At 70.0% G+C, this 18542-nt stretch carries 13 protein-coding genes; 3 read left to right on the forward strand and 10 right to left on the reverse strand.

Going from position 1 to position 18542, the window contains the following annotated elements; translation table 11 throughout:
- Positions 1-49: 49 nt before the first annotated feature.
- The 7 genes from DDF62_RS24185 to DDF62_RS24215 form a co-directional block, all read right to left on the reverse strand.
- Entirely contained in the window at positions 50-556 is a 507-nt protein-coding gene (locus DDF62_RS24185) for a GNAT family N-acetyltransferase (protein ID WP_116491477.1), read from the reverse strand.
- A complete protein-coding gene (locus tag DDF62_RS24190) occupies positions 553-1893 on the reverse strand; it encodes an N-succinylarginine dihydrolase (RefSeq protein ID WP_116491478.1) in 1341 nt (446 codons plus the stop codon). The genes DDF62_RS24185 and DDF62_RS24190 overlap by 4 nt, the downstream gene beginning before the upstream one ends.
- The gene (astD, locus tag DDF62_RS24195; protein WP_116491479.1) at positions 1890-3338 is read right to left on the reverse strand and encodes a succinylglutamate-semialdehyde dehydrogenase; all 1449 of its coding nucleotides are present in this window, start codon (positions 3336-3338) and stop codon (positions 1890-1892) included. Before astD ends, DDF62_RS24190 begins: the two co-directional genes overlap by 4 nt.
- Positions 3335-4339 (reverse strand): arginine N-succinyltransferase, encoded by a 1005-nt coding sequence (locus tag DDF62_RS24200; RefSeq protein WP_116491480.1) that lies wholly within the window; start codon positions 4337-4339, stop codon positions 3335-3337. The genes astD and DDF62_RS24200 overlap by 4 nt, the downstream gene beginning before the upstream one ends.
- On the reverse strand, positions 4340-5599 hold the full coding sequence (locus DDF62_RS24205) for a hydrolase (protein WP_116491481.1): 1260 nt from the start codon (positions 5597-5599) through the stop codon (positions 4340-4342).
- Positions 5600-5709: 110 nt separating this feature from the next.
- Entirely contained in the window at positions 5710-9882 is a 4173-nt protein-coding gene (locus DDF62_RS24210; RefSeq protein ID WP_116491482.1) for a translocation/assembly module TamB domain-containing protein, read from the reverse strand.
- A complete protein-coding gene (locus DDF62_RS24215) occupies positions 9879-11660 on the reverse strand; it encodes an autotransporter assembly complex protein TamA (protein ID WP_482764088.1) in 1782 nt (593 codons plus the stop codon). The genes DDF62_RS24210 and DDF62_RS24215 overlap by 4 nt, the downstream gene beginning before the upstream one ends.
- Before the next feature lie 262 nt (positions 11661-11922).
- On the opposite strand from DDF62_RS24215, the gene DDF62_RS24220 reads away from it, so the two are divergent.
- The 3 genes from DDF62_RS24220 to DDF62_RS24230 are packed head-to-tail and all read left to right on the forward strand — an operon-like array spanning position 11923 to position 15414.
- Positions 11923-13446 (forward strand): circularly permuted type 2 ATP-grasp protein, encoded by a 1524-nt coding sequence (locus DDF62_RS24220; protein ID WP_116491574.1) that lies wholly within the window; start codon positions 11923-11925, stop codon positions 13444-13446.
- Positions 13447-13480: 34 nt separating this feature from the next.
- The gene (locus DDF62_RS24225; protein WP_116491484.1) at positions 13481-14422 is read left to right on the forward strand and encodes an alpha-E domain-containing protein; all 942 of its coding nucleotides are present in this window, start codon (positions 13481-13483) and stop codon (positions 14420-14422) included.
- A gap of 2 nt (positions 14423-14424) precedes the next feature.
- Complete coding sequence (locus DDF62_RS24230) at positions 14425-15414, forward strand: transglutaminase family protein (protein WP_116491485.1); 990 nt, start codon at positions 14425-14427, stop codon at positions 15412-15414.
- A gap of 36 nt (positions 15415-15450) precedes the next feature.
- Here the strand turns inward: DDF62_RS24230 and DDF62_RS24235 are convergent, their stop codons facing one another.
- Genes DDF62_RS24235 through cysT form a run of 3 tightly spaced genes read right to left on the reverse strand, consistent with a single transcriptional unit; the run spans position 15451 to position 18200 of the window.
- Positions 15451-16470, reverse strand: a complete 1020-nt coding sequence (locus tag DDF62_RS24235; protein WP_116491486.1) for a sulfate/molybdate ABC transporter ATP-binding protein — start codon at positions 16468-16470, stop codon at positions 15451-15453.
- 18 nt (positions 16471-16488) lie between these two features.
- Positions 16489-17331, reverse strand: coding sequence for a sulfate ABC transporter permease subunit CysW (gene cysW / locus DDF62_RS24240; protein WP_116491487.1), 843 nt, complete (start codon positions 17329-17331; stop codon positions 16489-16491).
- On the reverse strand, positions 17331-18200 hold the full coding sequence (gene cysT, locus DDF62_RS24245) for a sulfate ABC transporter permease subunit CysT (protein WP_116491488.1): 870 nt from the start codon (positions 18198-18200) through the stop codon (positions 17331-17333). Before cysT ends, cysW begins: the two co-directional genes overlap by 1 nt.
- Positions 18201-18542 lie beyond the last annotated feature (342 nt).

The following is an 18542-nucleotide window of genomic DNA, read 5'->3' on the forward strand; positions in this document are numbered from 1 at the left end:
TCAGCCGACCTCCCTCCGGGAGGCCACCCTCTCCCGCGAGGGGGAGGGATCAGAGAATGAGCCCCATCGCGATGTCGTCCTCGAACCTCCCGTCCGGCAGCAGCCCGCGCTTTTCCAGCCGCCCTTCCACGCGAAACCCCAGCCGCTCATAGAGCCGGATCGCGCCGGCATTGCCTGCGCCAGCGTTCAGTTCCACCCGCACGATCGGCGGCTCCATCCCTCGCGCCGCCGCGAACAGCGCCTGGAACAGCGCCGAGCCGACGCCCCTGCCCCGCCAGTCGGGATGCACCGCCACGGTCAGGTCGGACAAGACATGCGAGAACAGCTTCACCGGGATGCGCACCGCGTGGATCTCGCCGATGACGTCGCCCCCCTCCTCGACGGCCACCAGGCCCACGCCGTCGGCCAGGGCTTCGTGCAGGATCCGATTGATATAGCCGTCGGTGATCTCCTCCGGCCGCCTTGCGATGCCGCCAGGGATAGCGGCGGTGGCGCGATGGACGGCGGCGATCGGGATCGCGTCGTACGGCCGGGTCGGGCGGATCGTGAAGCTCATCCGTCTCTCTGGAACGGATAGAAGCCGCCGCCGAGATCAAGGATGGCCGTCAGCTCGTCCAGGGCTTCCCGGCTTTCGAGCAGCAAGCTTGGGTCGGCCAGGTCGGCGGGCGCCAGGCGGTCGCGATAGCGGCGCGCTCCCCAGTCGGCGAGGCGGTCGTGCAGCACCGCGCCGAAGCGCTGCGCCGGATTGGCGGCCGCCAGTTCGTCGTCGGTCAGCACCACCCGCAGACGCAGGCAGGCCGGGCCACCGCCGTTGCGCATGCTCTGGCGGACGTCGGCGTATTCCACGCGTCCGATCGGACCGTTGGACGCGACTAGGCCCTCGGCGACCGCGCGGGCGCGGGGATTGTCGCGGGTCTCGCCGGGGGCCAGCAGCACCAGGCGGTCCTCGCCGGGCAGGACGAGAAGCTGGGAGTTGAAGAGGTAGCTCTTCACCAGGTCCTCGATCGGCAGGTCGGCCTCGGAGACCTCGACGAACACCGGCTCGAACAGGCCCTCGGCGGCGCGGCGGACCTCGGCTTCCATGCCGGCGCGGTCCTCGAAGGCGGCCTCGTGGAAGAACAGGGTCTCGCGCGTGCCCACGCAGACGACGTCGTTGTGGAAGGCCCCGCCGGCGATGGCGCGGCGGCCCTGGCGGGGAAAGACCGCGCGGGCGGCGGCGTGGCGGCGCTGGATCGCCTCGAAGGCCTCGCGGGTCTGGCGGGCGGGATAGGCGCCGCTCCAGTGCTCCCACGCCTCGCGGCCCCAGACGAACATGTTCACGCCCGGCGCGCCGTGCTCGGCGCAGAGCCGCACGTGATTGGCCGCGCCCTCGTCGGCGAAGTGCGGCTGGACCGGCAGCGGGTCGTGGACGGCGAAGCGGGCCTCGTCCGGGAACAGGCGGCGCAGGGCCCGGGCGGTCTGCGGGCCTTCCAGGCTGCGGTGCAGATTGGTCAGCAGGTTGGCTGGCGTGAAGTGCACCCGGCCGTCGGCCGTATCGGCGCTGGGCGTCACCGTGGCGGCGTTGGCGGCCCACATCGGCGAGGCCGAGCAGGCGGCGGCGGCCAGAGCTGGCGCGGTCTTCCAGGCGCTTTCGATGGCCCACGCGTCGGAACCTGCGAACCCGATCGACTTCAGGAAGCCTACCGCCGGCCGCTCGTGCGGCGGCAGCACGAACTGCGGCACGCCCCAGTCGGCCAGCCGCCGCATCTTGGACAGCCCCTCCAGCACCGCCGCGCGCGGATCCGAAACCTGACCGGCGTTGACCTGACTGGCGATGTTGCCAGGCGACAGGCCGACATAGGAGTGGGTCGGGCCGACCAGACCGTCGCAATTGACCTCGACCGCCGGCCTCACGGACGCAGGCCCTTGATGTCGGCGCTGGTGTCGAGCACCGCGCCGGCCTCGAAGCTGGCCACCGGATAGGCGCAGTAGTCGGCGGCGTAGTAGGCGCTGGGCCGATGGTTGCCGGAGGCCCCCAGGCCGCCGAACGGCATGGTCCCGGCCGCGCCGGTAGTCGGGCGGTTGAGGTTGACGACCCCGGCCCGGATCCGCGCCAGGAAGCGTTCCCACAGGGCCGGGTTCTCGCTGACCAGACCCGCCGACAAGCCGTAGCGAGTGGCGTTGGCGGCGACCAGGGCTTCGTCGAACGAGGCGACGCGGCGCACCTGCAGGATCGGGGCGAAGATCTCTTCGTCAGGCACGTCGACGCCGGTGACGTCGATCAGGCCCGGCGAGACGAAGGCGCCCGACAGGCCCTCGACGCGGCCGGGCTCAAGCAGGCGCCGGCCATCGATACGGCCAGCGGCGGCCAGGGCGTGGCCGGCGGCGCGTTCGGAGATCAGCGGCCCCATGAAGGGCTCATCGCCGTTCCAGGGACCGATCGACAGGCGCGGGACAAGGTCGAGCACGGCATCGATGATCGCCTGGCCCTCCGCGCCATCGGGCACGATCAGGCGGCGGGCGCAGGAACAGCGCTGGCCGGTGGTGATGAAGGCAGACTGGGCCACCAGGGCCGCGACGGCGCCAGGATCCCCGGCCTGCCAGGCGACCAGCGGATTGTTGCCGCCCAGCTCCAGGGCCAGGATCACGTCCGGCCGATCGGCGAAATGGCGGCGGAAGAAGGTTCCGGCCTGGGCCGAACCGGTGAACAGCAGGCCGTCGATCTCCTGGTCGATCAGGGCCTGGCCGACCTCGCGCCCGCCCTGCACCAGGTTGACGACACCGGCCGGAACACCGGCCGCCTCCAGCGCCTCGACCAGCAGCTGGCCGGCCAGGGGCGTCTCTTCCGAAGGCTTGAAGACCACGGTGTCGCCGGCCAGCAGGGCCGGCACGATGTGGCCGTTGGGCAGGTGGCCGGGGAAGTTGAACGGCCCCAGCACCGCCATGACCCCGTGCGGGCGGTGGCGCAGCACGGCGCGGCCGAACGGCATTGTATTTTCGGCCACGCCCGTGCGCTCGTCATAGGCCTTGATCGAGGCGTCGACCTTGCCGGCCATCGAGCCGATCTCGGCCTTGGTCTCCCACAACGCCTTGCCGGTCTCCCGGCTCAGGGCCTCGGCGTAAGATGCGGAGCGTTCGACCAGAACCTCCTTGTAGCGGCGCAGGATGGCGATCCGCGCCTCACGCGGCAGGTCAGCCCATGGGTGGAAGGCCTTGCGGGCCGCGGCGACCGCGGCCTCGACATCGACCGACGAGGCCGTCGCCTCGCGCCACACCACCTCGCCGGTCGCCGGGTCGGTGGAGACGGCCTCGGGCCCCTGCCCGCTTTTCCAGACGCCGTCGATGAACACGCCGCTCATGCCTTCACCCGCACATGATCGCCTTCGCCCACGCCAAGAGCGTCGGCCGTGGCGCGATCCAGGATCGCCGCCTCGCCATCGATCAGCACCGCCGCCCGCACGGCGCGGAACCGCGAGACCTCGGTGGTCGAGATCAGGGCCTCCTCGCCGAACGCGTCCTCGCCGATCTTCACACGCAGACGGCGGGCGTCGCGCACGGTGCGGATGTCGTCGCGCGGCGCGGCCACCGTGGGGCCGGCGTCGAACAGGTCGACCAGGCCCTGGTAGCGGAAGCCCTCGCGCTCCAGCATGGCCCTGGCGGCCTCGCCGTCGCGATGGACCTTGCCTATGACGTCACGCGCGGCCGGGGCCAGCAGCTCGGTATAGATCGGGTGGCGCGGCGCCAGGTCGAGGATGAACTGGCCGTTGGTCGAGGCGCTCATCAGGTCGGCCTGGTCGAAGTCCAGCCGGAAGAACTTGCTGGCCAGGTGCTCCCAGAACGGACACGAGCCGTCGTCGTCGAACCAGCCACGCAGCTCGGCCAGCACCATCTCGGAAAACCGCTGCGGCTCGATGCCGATCAGCATGTAGCGCGACTGGGCCAGGAGCCGCCCCGCCCCGCCCTTGCGCTTCTCCGGTCGCAGGAACAGCGAGCCGACTTCCGACCAGCCGGCGCACTCGTTCACCAGGACGAGGGCCTTGTGGTCGAAGCGCATCTCCAGCACAGGCGAGGACTGGGCCAGGGTCACGACGCGGAACGAAAAGAACGGCCGCTTGATGCCGACCGCGGCCTTGACCCCTGCGACGCCGTCGACGACGCCGGTCTCCAGGTCTTCCAGCATCAGGGTGTACCAGGCCTCCAGCGGCGCGACGCCGGCCTGGAAACTGGCCTCCGACAGCGCCAGGCGCTCACGCAGGGTCGGCTCGTCCTCGGGCAGGCTGGTGAAGCCCCGTCCCGACAGCACGGCCAGTTCCATCAGGGAGTCGAAATCCGCCGATCCGGCGGGACGAACGACGAGCATTCAGAGGGTCTCCGGCATGGCGGCCATGGCCGCGCGGATCGCGTGGGCGTCGATGTCGCCGCTCGCCAGTTTCATCAGGGTCAGGGCCGACAGCTGGGCGCGTTCGACGAAGCTGGCGGGCCAGGCGTGCTCGGCCTCGCTATGGATATCGCCGCCGCGTACGCCCAGGCTGTCGATATTGGGCAAGCCAGAGGCGAAGAGGTTGTTGCCCTCGCAGACCCCGCCCGACGGCTTCCAGGCGATGTCCTGGCCAAGCAGCGCGCCGACTTCCTTGACCGCGCCGAACAGCTGTTGCTGGGCGGCGTTGAACGGCTTGGCCCCGCGGGTGATGCGGCCGTGCATGTGGGCGTGCAGGCCGTCGCCCGTCGTGGTGGCCACGATGGCGGCGATCTCGCCCTCCAGCCAGGCGGCGTCGACGGCCGAAGGAAAGCGGACGTTGAACCGCAGCACCGCCACGTCCGGCACCATGTTCAACGGCGAGCCGCCGTCGATCTTGGCCACGTTGAGGGTGACGCCCTCGCGCCGCCCATTCAGGGCGTGCAGCGCGTGGGCGAGACGCGCGGCCTCCATCACCGCGTTGCGTCCGGAGGCGAAGTCGCGGCCGGCATGGGCGGCGCGACCATGGACGACGATGTGGAAGTTGCCCGAGCCCTTGCGCACGCTGGCCAGGGCGCCGTCGGCCAGGGCCGGTTCGTAGGTCAGGCCCACATGGCCCAGGCGCGCGAAGTCGGCCAGGACCGGGGCCGAGGCGATCGAGCCGATCTCTTCATCAGGCGAGATCAGCACGCGATAGCCGAGATTGCCGGCCTTGGGATGGCGCTCGAACGCCTCCAGCGCGCCGAGCATGACCGAAAGACCGCCCTTCATGTCGGCGATGCCGGGGCCGTGCAGCGCGCCGTCGGGGCGGGTGCTGACGGTCTGGAAGGTCGAACTCTCGGGATAGACGGTGTCGTAGTGGCCCGTCAGCACGACCTGCACCGGCGCCTCGGGCCGCACGACGACGGCGATAGCCGGCGGATGCGTCTGCTCCACCTGGCGGCCGTCCGCGGCGATCTCCGGCGAGGCGGTCAGCGGCACTTCGGCCGGCGCCGCCGGCAGGGCCGAGAAGGCCTCGACCAGAACCTGCCTCTGCCGTTCAAGGCCGGCGATGTGGCGGCTGCCCGAGTTTATGGCGCACCAGGCGACGGCCCGGTCGATCATCCGGGGCCCGTCAGCGGCCAAACTCCCCAGGACAGCCCGATCTTCGTCGTCGATCCGCATGGATTCGCTGTCTCCCTTGGCCAAAGCCTAGTCCAGGGAGCGCGGGCAAAACGTTGTTTCCTTTCGAAGGGAAACCGGGCGCCCGCGCAACAGCCTTGCCCTGGCGCGCTCTACCTGTAGTCCTTTCGCCATTTCACCGAAAGCTTGGCGTCGCCGTCGCCGCCCAGGCGCGAAACCAGCGACAGGGCCCGTCGGATGCGCCATTCGACCTGCGCCGCGGGCCCTTCACGGCCGCCGCCGATGATCTCCACGTAGACGTCGTCGGTGACGTACTTGCCGCCGGCAACGGTCATGCCGGTGCTGCTCTCGGCGAACGCCAGGCGATCGAGACGCGCGAAGCTGCGCAGGTTGCCGATGACGTCGAAGCCGCCGCCGCCGGCCAGCGACGCCAGGGCCGAGGCCAGCTGCGCGGCCTCGATCGGCGACAGCTGGGCGGCCGACGACCCGAACAGCACCTGCGAAAGCACCTCGTCCTGCGGCAATTCGGGCTTGGAGGTCAGGGTGATCTCGGGCTTGGCCGCCGTGCCCTTCACCTGGATGATCGCGGTCAGGGCGTCGTCCTCACGGGTGGCGGTCAGATCGAGACGGATGCGCTCCAGCTGGGTGGCCAGGCGCACCACCCCGTCGTCGTCGAACTCGAAGCGCTTGCCGGCGAAGTCGTACTCGCCGCGCACCACGCGGGCGACACCGTCCAGCACGGGGCTGGCGGTGGTGCCGCCGACATGGGCGTCCAGCGAAAGTTCGACGTCCAGGCCACGGCCCTTCACGAAGATCCGCCGCGGGGCCTTGAGGGTGACGTCCAGCGCCATGCCCGAATTGGGCTTGCGCGGCTGGATCTCGACGCCCTGGACCAGATCCTGGGGCCGGTTGCGCTCGATGACGTCCATCGAGACGACGCCGGCCGGGGTCTTGGACTGGGCCGAGACGTCGGCGCGATCGATGGTCAGGGCGCCCGACAGCTTCACCTTGCCGTCAGCGGCGCGGTTGATCGTCGTCTGGCCGGTCGCCTGGGCCTTGGCCAGTTCGTTGTCGATGACCTGGAAGTTCTTCATGTCCAGGCGGAAACTGCCGACGCCGTCGCGCGCCAGGCTGATGCGACCCGCGCCCGAGGCCGTGCCGCCGCGACCATCGCCCGCCTGGGCCTGGCTGACGTCGATGGCGTTGTCGGCCAGATTGGCCGAGATCGCCACGTCCTGCAGCCGCAGGCCCGTCTGGCCGTCCTCGAAACGGCCGCCCGACAGCGAGGCGCGGCCCACCAGGCGCGGATCGGCCAGCGTGCCCGCCAGCGTGCCTTCGGCGTCGATCTTCCCCGACAGTCCGCGCTCAGGACCGATCAGCAGGTCCCAAAGCGGCTTGATCTCGCCCTGGGCCAGGAACCGCCCCTGTACGGCGCGACGGCGATCGATCGCCAACCGGAAGGGCTTGGCCGAGGCTTCGGTCGGCAGGGTCAGGTCGGCCTCGGCCTTGAGACCTTGCGGGTTGCTGCCGCTGGCCCGGATGGTCATCACCTTGTCGCGCAGGTCGCCGTGGATGGTGGCGTCCAGCGACTGCTCGGCCTTGGCCCCGCGCTCGCGGGCGCCCGACAGGTTGGCGTCGAGTTCGCCGTCCAGGGCCTCGCCCTGGCCTCGCATCGAGACGCGGGCGTCGATGCGACCGGTCAGGTCCGGATTGAGCGCGGTCAGGCTGACCCCGACCAGGTCGGCGCGCAGGTTGGCCAGTTCGCCGCCGAGATCCAGATCAAGGTCGGCGCGGCCGTCCCCGACATTCAGGCGCAGGCGGCCGGATGTGCGCGGGCCGCCGAAACGGATCTGGGCGGCTTCGCGGGTGGACACCTCGGTGCGCGCCATGCGCCCCTTGGCGTCGAGGGTCAGGAGATAGTCGTCGGCCTGTTGCGCCAGCACGCCGCTGCCGCCCAACCGCCAGCGCCCGGACGGCCCCTCGCCCCGCGCATCGAGCGTCAGCGGCAGACGGCTCATCGGTCCCGAGGCCTTGATGGCGGCGTTGCGGACCTTCCAGGCCCCGCCGGTGACGTCCTGGGCGGCTAGGTCCAGAGTCGCGGTCGGCCCGCCGGCGGCGTCGACGATCTTCACCGAGCCGCGCACCGAGCCTTGTGCCAGGAAGGCGCCGGGTCCGACGGCCACGGTCAGGTCGGCCGTCGCCGGACGGCCGTCACGCAGCGACGCGGCGCCGCCCGCTTTCAGCCCTCCGGCGTCGATGTCGAGATCGGACAGCTCCAGCCCGCCGGGCGCGAAGCTGAACGCGGTCTTGCCGCGCGCCGGTCCGTACTGGCTGGTCGCCTCCAGTGCGGCCGTACCGTCGGCGCCGTCGGCGCGCTTGGCGAAGGTCAGGGCCAGCTTGGCGTCCTTCAGCGGCAGGCGCGGCAGGTCGATGCTGTCGAAGGCCGCATGCAGATCGGCGCGGGGGGCGGTGAGCGTACCGGTGATCGCCCCCGTCCCGGAGGCCTTGCCGCTGACCTCGACCGGACCCGCGCCGAACGGCCCTTCGGCCGACCAGTCTAGCTTGAAGGCCAGGGCGCCGCCCGGGTTCATGACGCCCGAAGCCCTGGCGCGGGCGGCCGCGCCGTCGAGCTTGCCGTCAGCCAACGACAGCTTGCCGTTGTCCCAGGCCGCGCGCGCCGAGACCCGCGGGGCGGCGCCGACCAGACGGTCCAGTTCGGCCAGGCCGCTGGCGAAGCCCGCGCCTCGCGCTTCGGCGTTGAAGTTCCAGGGCTTGTCGCGCGCCTGGCTGGCCGACCACTTGATCGAGGCCGAGCCCTTCATGCCGGGACGGATCGGCGCCAGCGAGGCGACCTTGGCCGTGCCGTCGAACGACAAGCCGCCCAGCAGGCCGCGCTGGCCTTCACCCTCGACGACGATGTTGGGCGCGACGATCTTGGCCCGCTTGATCAGGAAGCGACCGTCCTTCAGGCGCGCGCCCTCGAAATCGGCCTTGGGCGCGCGGCCCAGCGGCGCCAGCAGGCCCTCGCCCGCCCCGCCCTCGCCCGTCGCCGAGGCCCGGATGGTCAGCTCGCCCTTGCTCCAGCCGACGAAGACCGGCCCCCTGGCCCGCGCCAGGCGGTAGCCGAACAGTTCGAGGCTGGAGACGTCGCCCGGCCCTTCGACCGAGAAGCCGCCGTCCCCGAACTTGAATACGCCCTGGGCCTTCGCCGCGCCCATCTTGGGCATCGGGGTGATCTTGGAGAGATCCTTGACCGCCGCCGAGAAGGTCACGCCTTCCGGCGCGGTGCGGCGCTTGGCCAGCTCGGCCGGTCCGGTGGCGTCGAGCGAAAGGTTGGGCGCCCGCAGCTTCAGGGACAGGTCGGTCATCGTCCCCGCCTTGCGGCCGACGACATCGACGTCCACCGCCGCGCCGAACATGCGCTCGTAGAGATCGGTGTGGCTGGAGGCCGAGAGATCGACGTGGCCGCTGGCCGAACCGCCCAGGGCGTTCCAGGCCCCGCCGGCGCGGAGGGGCACGTCCTGGCCGCTCTGGGCCTTTAGCGTGAAGGCGCCGGCCTCGGTCGTGCCGTTGGCCTTGGCGTCGAGCATGAAGGGGCGATCGGCCGGCAGGCCCAGGCTCCCCGCCAAGGCGCCGCCCTTGGCCTCGCGGCCCACGGCGGTCAAAAGCAGGGTCTTGTCGCGCCCCAGGTCGAAGACGAGATCCAGGTGGTCGCCGGGATGCAGGCGGCTGGCGGCCGAAAGCCGTCCGGCCTGGCCGCCCATCCGCGCCATCTCGTAGGCGCCCGACAGGTCGAAGTCGCCGGCGACGTTGCTGAACGCCGGCCGGGTGACCAGCCGCAGCTTGAAGGCGTCGAGGTCCGCCGAGATCGGCGCGGCGCCCGACTTACCCTTCGGACCAAGGGTCGGGCGACGCACGAGGGTGACCTGTCGCGCCTCGATGCTCTCGGCGTGGAAACGCCGCCACCAAAGCTCGCGCGGCTTCCAGACGACGCGCAGATCGGCGCCCTCCAGCCAGACGCCCTTCTCGTCGGAAATCGTCAGCCGACGGACGCCGAAATCACGCCAGATGTCGCCAGAAAGGCCTTCGATCTTCAGCGTGCCGATGCGGCCGAGCTTCAAGCCGCTGGTGCGCGCTTCGAGGAAGGCGCGTCCCTGCGGCGTGATCACGCCATAGCGCACGACGCCCAGCGCCAGGGCGACGATGGCCACCAGAGTCACCGAGATGATGATCAGCCAGCCGGGCCCGCCGATGCGGCGCGCGACCTTGGCCGCGGCCTCTGCGACTTGTTCGACGGGTTCTGGCGGCGGCGCGGCGTCGGTCAAAAGCTCTGCCCGATGCTGAGATAGATCTGGAATGCCGCGTCGCCCTCGCGCTTCTCGAGCGGGAACGCGATGTCGGCGCGGATGGGGCCAAAGCCCAGGTCGTAGCGGACGCCGAAGCCGGCGCCGACGCTGAAGTCGCGGGTGTTGGGCGTCGGCTCGGTTCCCACCGCGCCGGCGTCGATGAACACCACGCCGCCCCACTGCTGGGTGAAGCGGTGGCGCAGCTCGATGGAGCCCTCGAACAGCGACAGGCCGCCTTGCGGCGTGTTGTCCGACAGGCGCGGGCCGATGGCCTGGTAGGAATAGCCACGCACGGAACCACCGCCGCCCGAATAGAAGCGCCGCGACGCCGGCACCTCGGGCATGGTGCCGCCCAGCATGGCGCCCAGCTTCAGCCGCCCCGCCAGCACGGTGTCGGCCTCCTTGCCGAACGGGATGTAGGCCGAGCCCTGGGCCTGGGTGCGGATATAGACCAGGCTGGTCTCGCCGGTGATGGCGGTCGGCTCGGCCCGCGCCTCCACCCGCCAGCCGCGGCGGGGATCAAGGATGTTGTCCGAATAGTCCCAGGCATAGGCGCCCAGCGCCGTGAAGGTCGCCAGGTTCAGCCGCTGGCCCACGGGCAGGCCGTTGGCGGTTGTCCGTTCCTGGGTCTGCGACAGGTCGACCGACAGGCCGTAGGTGCGGTAGCGCGTGGTTTGCAGGCGCCGCGTCAGGTCGGCGCTCAACGTGGCGCCGGTTTCGTCATAGGCGTCGGTGGTGTCGGCGAACACGCGGCTGGTCAGCTTCAGCGTCTGCTGCGGCCGGCCCCAATGCGGCAGCGCCACCGAGCCCTCCAGGCTCTTTTCCAGCTTGGCGACGCGGGTGGTGATGGTCGTCGTATCGGCGCGGCGCAGGCGGTTGTAGCGGATCCACTTGGCGTCGACGCCGGGACCTTCGCTGGTCGAATAGCCGGCGCCCAGTTCGAGCGTGCGCGAGGCCCGGTCAGCCAGCGTCACCTGGATCGGGCGAAGCCCCTCGGGCGTGGCCTTGTCCTTGGGCGCCAGGGCCACCGACACGGTGTCGTAGACGCCGGTGTCGCGCAGGCGGCGCTCGAGCTCGGCGATGTCTTCTGGATCGTAGACGTCGCCTTCCTTCCAGGGCGCCAGGCGTTGCAGCCATTCGATGCGCGTGCGGCCCTTGGTCGAAAGCTCGACGCCATCGACCTTCACCAGGTCGCCGGCGGCGATGACGAAGGTCGGGCGGACGGTGTGGTCGGCGTGGTCGACGATCACCTGACGCGGATCGGCCGCGGCGTCGGCGTAGCCCAGCTTCTGCACCTGCGCGACCGCGCGCCCTTCGGCGCCCAGGATTTCGGCGGCGCGGCCGGCCGCCCCTTCGGTCAGCCCCAGCACGGAAAAGGCGCGCTCGCGGACCCCCTCGTCGGGCGGCGCTCCCGACCAATCGATGCGGGGATCGGCGATCACGAACAACTGGCCGGGCGTGACCTTCACCGTGCCGCGCGGCGGGTCCGTCTCGGTGACATCGGGGTCGACGACATAGGCGTAGTAGCCCTCGGCGCGCAGCACGGCCACGGCGGCGTTGGCGGCGTCGCGGGCGCGACGACGGGCCTCGGAGCGGCTGGCCGGCGGGGTGTCGGATTGGGTCAGGGCGCGCTGGATGGTTTCGCGCAGGGCGCGATCCTCGACGCCGGTGATGGTCGCCGATGGTTCGTCCGCTTTAGCCTGAGCCGCAACGGCCGCGATTGCGGCCGCCAAGCCCAGAACTGTCGTCTTACGCACCAAGCCAAGTCCCCGCACGGAGCGCCCCCAAGACCTCGTGTAGTCGGGCGCTTCACGGCTGTCACCCGACGAAATGCTGCGGGAGCGAACGATCTCGACTTCTCAGGCCCGGCAATCGGCGCCCAAATGCTAGGCACTCATGCGCAACCGCGGGGCGAAGGTCGAAATCCGCCGCGAACCTTTTCGAGGCGTTCTAGGTTTCCATCGACCGGCGCCGCTTCGGCGCGGGTCCAAGAGACGGACAATCAAAGTGGACACCGGCGTGGCGGCGAAATTACAGAGCCTGGACGAGGCCCCAACCCTGCCGATGACGGGCGCGGCCTATCTCCCAGGCGTGGCTTACGACGAGATGTTCGCCGCCGGCGGCGACGTGCGGGCCCACTACGCCCCGTTGCAGTCGCGGATGGCGACCCTGGGCGCCTCGGCGCTGGCCGACCGGCAGAAGACCCTGGAGCGCTCGTTCCTGCTGCAGGGCATCACCTTCACGGTCTACGGCGCGGGCAGCGCCACCGAGCGGATCATCCCCACCGACCTCTTTCCGAGAATCATCCCGGCCGCCGAGTGGGCCCGCATCGAATCGGGCCTGACCCAGCGCCTGCAGGCGCTGAACATGTTCCTCGCCGACATCTACGGCGAGCAGAAGATCCTGATGGACGGCGTGGTGCCGCGCGAGCTGGTGCTGGGCGCGCCCTCTTACCGGCGCGAGATGCAGAACCTCTACGTGCCGCACAAGTCGTACGCCAATGTCTGCGGCAGCGACCTGATCCGCGGCCAGGACGGCGAGTTCGCGGTGCTGGAGGACAATCTGCGCGTCCCGTCCGGGGTCTCCTACATGCTGGCCAACCGCGACGCGGCCAAGCGCACCTTCCCGGGCACCTATCGCGAGGCCGGCGTGCGTCCGGTCGAACGCTATCCCGATCTGCTGCTGGCCACGCTGAAGAGCATGAGCGCCGATTGGCGCTCCGACCCGCAGGTCGTGGTGCTGACGCCCGGCGTCTACAACAGCGCCTATTACGAGCACGCCTATCTGGCCCGCCTGATGGGCGTGCCGCTGGTCGAGGGCCGCGACCTCGTGGTGCACGACAACATGGTCTACATGCGCACCACCACCGGCCTGCGCCGGGTGGACGTGATCTATCGCCGGGTCGACGACGACTTCATCGACCCCCTCACCTTCCGCCGGGATTCGTCGCTGGGGGCGGCAGGCCTCTTCAATGCCTATCGCGCCGGCAACGTGGTGATCTGCAACGCCCCGGGCACGGGCGTGGCCGACGACAAGGCCGTCTACGCCTTCGTGCCGGACATCATCCGCTACTACCTGGGCGAAGACCCGATCCTGCCCAACATCGAGACCTATCTCTGCCGCGAGAAGAGCCAGCTCAGCCACGTGCTCGACAACCTCGACAAGCTGGTGGTCAAGGCCGTGGGCGCCTCGGGCGGCTACGGCATGCTGGTCGGCCCGCACGCCAGCGCCCAGGAACGCGCCGACTTCGCTGACGCCCTGAAGGCTGATGCGGCCAACTACATCGCCCAGCCGACCATCCAGCTTTCGACCGCCCCGTGCCTCGTGGACGGCCGCATCGAACCGCGCCACGTCGACCTGCGCCCGTTCATCCTGTCGGGCGAGAAGACCATCGTGACGCCCGGCGCCCTCACCCGCGTGGCGCTGAAGCGCGGCTCGCTGGTGGTGAACTCCAGCCAGGGCGGCGGTTCGAAAGACACCTGGGTGCTGGCCGAGGAGAACGGCCACCACAACGGCAATGGCCACAAGGGGAACGGCCAATGATGCTCGCTCTCCCAAAGTTTGAGGGTTCGCTCGCATGATGCTCGCTCGGGTCGCCGACAGCCTCTACTGGCTGGGCCGCTATATCGAGCGCGCCGAACACCTGTCGCGCCTGTCGAGCGTGATGCTGAACGCCACGCTGGACCAGACCGACTCCGGCATGCAGGCGGTGTGGATCGCGTTGTCGGCCGTCGGCGACGACGGGGCCGGCAAGGTCTCGCCGTTCGAGGCCGCCCGCGCGCTGGTGCTCGACCGCTCCGACCCCAACTCGGTGGTCTCGTCCCTGACCATGGCCCGCGAGAACGCCCGCCAGGTGCGCGACCAGATCACCACCGAAACCTGGGAGCGGCTGAACGTCCTCTATCTGCGCGTCACCGACGCCAGCGCCGAGGCCGAGTTCGCCGATAATTCGGTGTCGTACCTGCACGACGTCATCGCCGACGTGCACCTGTTCAAGGGCGCGGCCGACGCCACCATGAGCCACGGCGAAAGCTGGCGGTTCATGATGCTGGGCATGTACCTGGAGCGGGCTCAGCTGGTCTCAAGCCTGCTGGAGGTGTGCTTCGCCCAGGCCCCCAGCCGCGAGATCCACGATCACCTGGCGCTGGTCAGCCTGCTGCGCATGGCCTGCGCGCTGGAGCCGTACCTGCGGGTCTACACCGCCGAGATCGAACCCCGGCACATCCTGGAGTTCCTGGTCTTCGACGAGGACTTCCCACGCTCGATCCGCTTCGCCACCTCGCGCATCGAGGAGCACCTGACGGCGCTGGCTCGGCACGTCGAGGCCGCCGGCCGCGCCGCGCCCGAGCGCCTGGCCGGCAAGCTGAAAGCTCGCCTGCAGTACGCCGACGTCGACGAACTGGAGACGATCGGGGCCGGCGCCCTGCTGACCACCGTGGTCAACGAGTGCGCCCGCATCCACGACGCGATCTACGAGACCTTCGTCGCCTACCCCCTCGAACTCCGACTGCCGGCCTGACCATGCTGCTCGAAATCCGCCACGTCACCCAGTACCACTATGAGCGGCCGGTCCGCGAAAGCCTGATGGAGCTGTGGATGCAGCCCCAGAAGGGGGCGCGCCAGCGGCTGGTCAGCTTCGAACTGGACGTCGATCCGGCCGCCCAGCTGTTCTCCTATCCCGACAGCTTCGGCAACGCCGTCTACCACTTCGACGTGCCCCACCCGCACGACCGGCTGACCATCATCGCCCGCTCGGCGGTCGAGACCGAGCACGCCGCCGAACTGCCCGACAGGCTGGACATCGGCGAGTGGGACCGCCTGCGCAGCGAGTTCGTGCGCGGCGAGTGCTTCGACTTCCTGCGCCCGCACGGCTTCGTGCAGACGACCGAGCGCCTGCTGGCCTTCATCGCCCAGCACGACCTGGAGGCCTTGCGCCGCCAGGATCCGCTGACGGCGCTGAAGCGGCTGAACGAGACCCTCTACCAGTCGTTCGGCTACCAGCCCGGGGTCACCGACGCCGACAGCCCGATCGACCTGGCCCTGGAGGCCGGCAGCGGCGTCTGCCAGGACTTCGCCCACATCATGCTGGCCATCTGCCGCAGCTGGGGCCTGCCCGCGCGCTACGTGTCGGGCTACCTGTTCACCGACCGGGACGCGGGCGATCGCTCGGATCCCGACGCCACCCACGCCTGGATCGAGGTGTTCCTGCCAAGCCTGCGCTGGGTGGGCTTCGACCCGACCAACAATTGTCTGACCGGTGAGCGCCACGTGGCCGTGGCCGTGGGTCGCGACTACGCCGACGTCACGCCTTCGCGCGGGGTCTACAAGGGCGACGCCGAGAGCCATCTGGCCGTAGGGGTGACGGTGCGCCGGGCCCGCGCGGCCCTTGCCGAACCCGAGTTCCTGCGCCTGGCCAAGCCTGCCTCGTTCGGCGCGCGACGGCGCGGAGACGCCGCCGCGGTCCATCAGGACCAGCAGCGTCAGCAGCAGCAACAACAGCAGCAGCAGTAACGAAGCGGCCGGGGACCCAAGTCACCGGCCCTCTTCCTAGGCCGCGTAGACGTGGCTCTTGCCGACGGCCAGCTTCACCGAACCGGCGAAGCGATCGGCGTCGGCGCGCGAGGCGGCGATCTCCACCCGTGCGCCGTTGGCCAGCACGGCGTCGACGCGCGCCAGGGCGCCCTGGGCGTTGACGCGCTCGACCCTGGCTTCCACGCCCTCGTCGGCCAGCACGAAGTCATGCGGCCGCACGAAGGCCACGGCCGCGCCGTCGGCGACGCCCTGCGCCGGCAGGACCAGCGGCCCGGCGACGAACCTGCCGCCCTCGACCTTGCCCTCGAAGCGGTTGGATTCGCCGACGAAGCCGCAGACGAAGGCCGAGGCCGGGTTGTCGTGAACCTCGCGCGGGGTGCCGATCTGCTCGATCTGGCCCTTGTTGAGGATGGCGACGCGGTCGGCCAGCTCCAGGGCTTCTTCCTGGTCGTGGGTGACGAAGATGGTGGTCACGCCGGTGGCGTCGTGCACCCGGCGCAGCTCCTTGCGCAGCGACTTGCGAACGGTGGCGTCCAGCGCGCCGAACGGCTCGTCGAGCAGCAGAACGCTGGGCTGCACCGCCAGGGCGCGCGACAGGGCCACCCGCTGGCGCTGACCGCCCGACAGCTGCGAGGGATAGCGACCGCCCAGGCCGTCCAGCTCGACCAGCTTCAGCAGTTCGTCGACGCGCTTGGCGATCTCGGCCTTCGGCGGCTTGTCCTTGCCCTTACGGACGTCGAGACCAAACGCGATGTTCTTGGCCACGGTCATGTGCTTGAACAGCGCGTACTGCTGGAAGACGAAGCCCACGCGGCGCGCGGCGGCCGAGGCGTAGGTGACGTCCTTGTCGTGGAACAGCACCTGGCCGGCGTCGGGAAACTCCAGGCCCGCGATGGCGCGCAGCAAGGTGGTCTTGCCCGAGCCCGACGGACCCAGCAGCGCCAGCAGTTCGCCGTCGGCGATCTCGAGGTCGACGTGGTTCAGCGCCGGATAGCGGCCGAACTGCTTCTGGACGGAACGGATGGAGATGGTCATGGCGTCTTCGCGTTCCGTTTAGTGTCCGCCCCGGCGCACGGCCGGTTGGGCGACTTCGAGGGCGGTCTTCAGCACGAGGGTGACGATGGCGAGCAGGCACAGCAGGGCCGCCACCGCGAACGCCCCCACGAAATCGTACTCGTTGTAGAGGATCTCGACGTGCAGCGGCATGGTGTTGGTCAGGCCGCGGATGTGGCCGCTGACCACCGACACGGCGCCGAACTCGCCCATGGCGCGGGCGTTGCACAGCAGGACGCCGTACAGCAGACCCCAGCGCACGTTGGGCGTGGTCACCCGCCAGAAGGTGTAGAGGCCCGAGGCTCCCATCGAAATGGCCGCCTCCTCCTCGCTGGTGCCCTGCTCCTGCATCAGCGGGATCAGTTCACGGGCGACGAACGGGAAGGTCACGAACACGGTGGCCAGCACGATGCCGGGCACGGCGAAAATGACCTTCAGGTCGTTGTCGAGCAGCCATTCGCCGAGCCAGCCCTGCATGCCGAACACCAGCACGTAGATCAGGCCCGCCACGACCGGCGAGACCGAGAACGGCAGGTCGATGAGGGTGATCAGGAACGACTTGCCCGGAAAGTCGTGCTTGGCCACGGCCCACGAGGCGCAGAGGCCGAAGATGGCGTTGAAAGGCACGGCGATGGCCGCCGTCAGCAGGGTCAGCCTCACCGCCGCCAGGGCGTCCTCGTGCAGGACGGCTTCAACGGCCGCCGGCACGCCCTTGCGCAGGGCCTCGGCGAACACGGCCACCAGCGGCAGGATCAGCACCAGCGCCAGGAAGACCATGACGACGCCGATGACCAGCGCCTTGACCCAGGTCGGATCCTCGGTGGGGTGACGGGCGCGCGCCATCAGACGAACCTCCGCGAAAAGGCCTGGATGGCGTTGATGACGAACAGCATCAGGAACGAGACCACCAGCATGACCACCGCGATCGAGGCGGCCTGGGCGTACTGGAACTGCTCCAGCTGGATGATGATCAGCAGCGGCGCGATCTCGGACTTGTAGGGCATGTTGCCGGCGATGAAGATCACCGAGCCGTACTCGCCCACCCCTCTGGCGAAGGCCATGGCGAAGCCCGTCAGCCAGGCCGGGCCCAGGGCCGGCAGGATCACGCGCCAGATCGTCTGCAAGCGGCCCGCGCCCAGACTGGCCGAGGCCTCCTCGACGTCGGCCGACAGGTCGCGCATCACCGGCTCGATCGTGCGCACCACGAACGGCAAGCCGATGAAGATCAGCGCGATGGTCACGCCGACGGGATTGTAGGCGGCCTTGATCCCCAGCGGCGTCAGGAACTGCCCGATCCAGCCGTTGGGCGCATAAAGGGTCGCCAGGGCGATGCCGGCGACGGCGGTCGGAAGGGCGAACGGCAGGTCGACCAGGGCGTTGATGATGGTCTTGCCGGGAAACTCGTAGCGAACCAGGGCCCAGGTGGTCAGCACGCCGAACACGCCGTTGGCGATCGCGGCGACCAGAGCCGCGCCGAAGGTCAGGCGGTAGGCGGCCAGGGCGCGCTCGGAAAAGGCGGCGGCGACGAACTCGGACGGCGACAGCTCGGCCGCCTTCAACGCCACGGCCGACAGGGGAATCAGCACGACCAGCGACAGGATCGACAGCGTGACGCCCAGGGTCAGGCCGAACCCTGGAATCGCGGACCGACGGCGAAACAGCGGACGACGCGCCGCGGCGGGGCGTTGCGCGGCAAGGGATTCGGCGGTCATGTCCTGATCGTCGTCCTGGTTCCGGCTGCGGCTCGCGGCCTCAAAGTGAACAAACGCGCGGGCTGCGCCTCGGCGTCGAAGCGGCGCCAAGTTGGAGCGCTTAAATCTCCACTGCGCCGATGGGGTCAATTGAGATTTCTCGGGCGAGCCCCGTAGAAAAACTGTCCGTTCGTCACCCTGCCCCGCGCGAGACAAACCGCGAAGCGAAATTCGCGCCCCAACTCAACCTGCCAAATCTAAGTTTCACTATATGAAACAACGCCGCAATTTATGGGAAACTTGTTGCGACTTTCGGTCGGCGTGCGAAGATCGCGTCAACAACGCGCATAATCCCTCGGGGGG

The sequence above is a fragment of the Caulobacter radicis genome (assembly GCF_003094615.1).
Taxonomy (GTDB): domain Bacteria; phylum Pseudomonadota; class Alphaproteobacteria; order Caulobacterales; family Caulobacteraceae; genus Caulobacter; species Caulobacter radicis.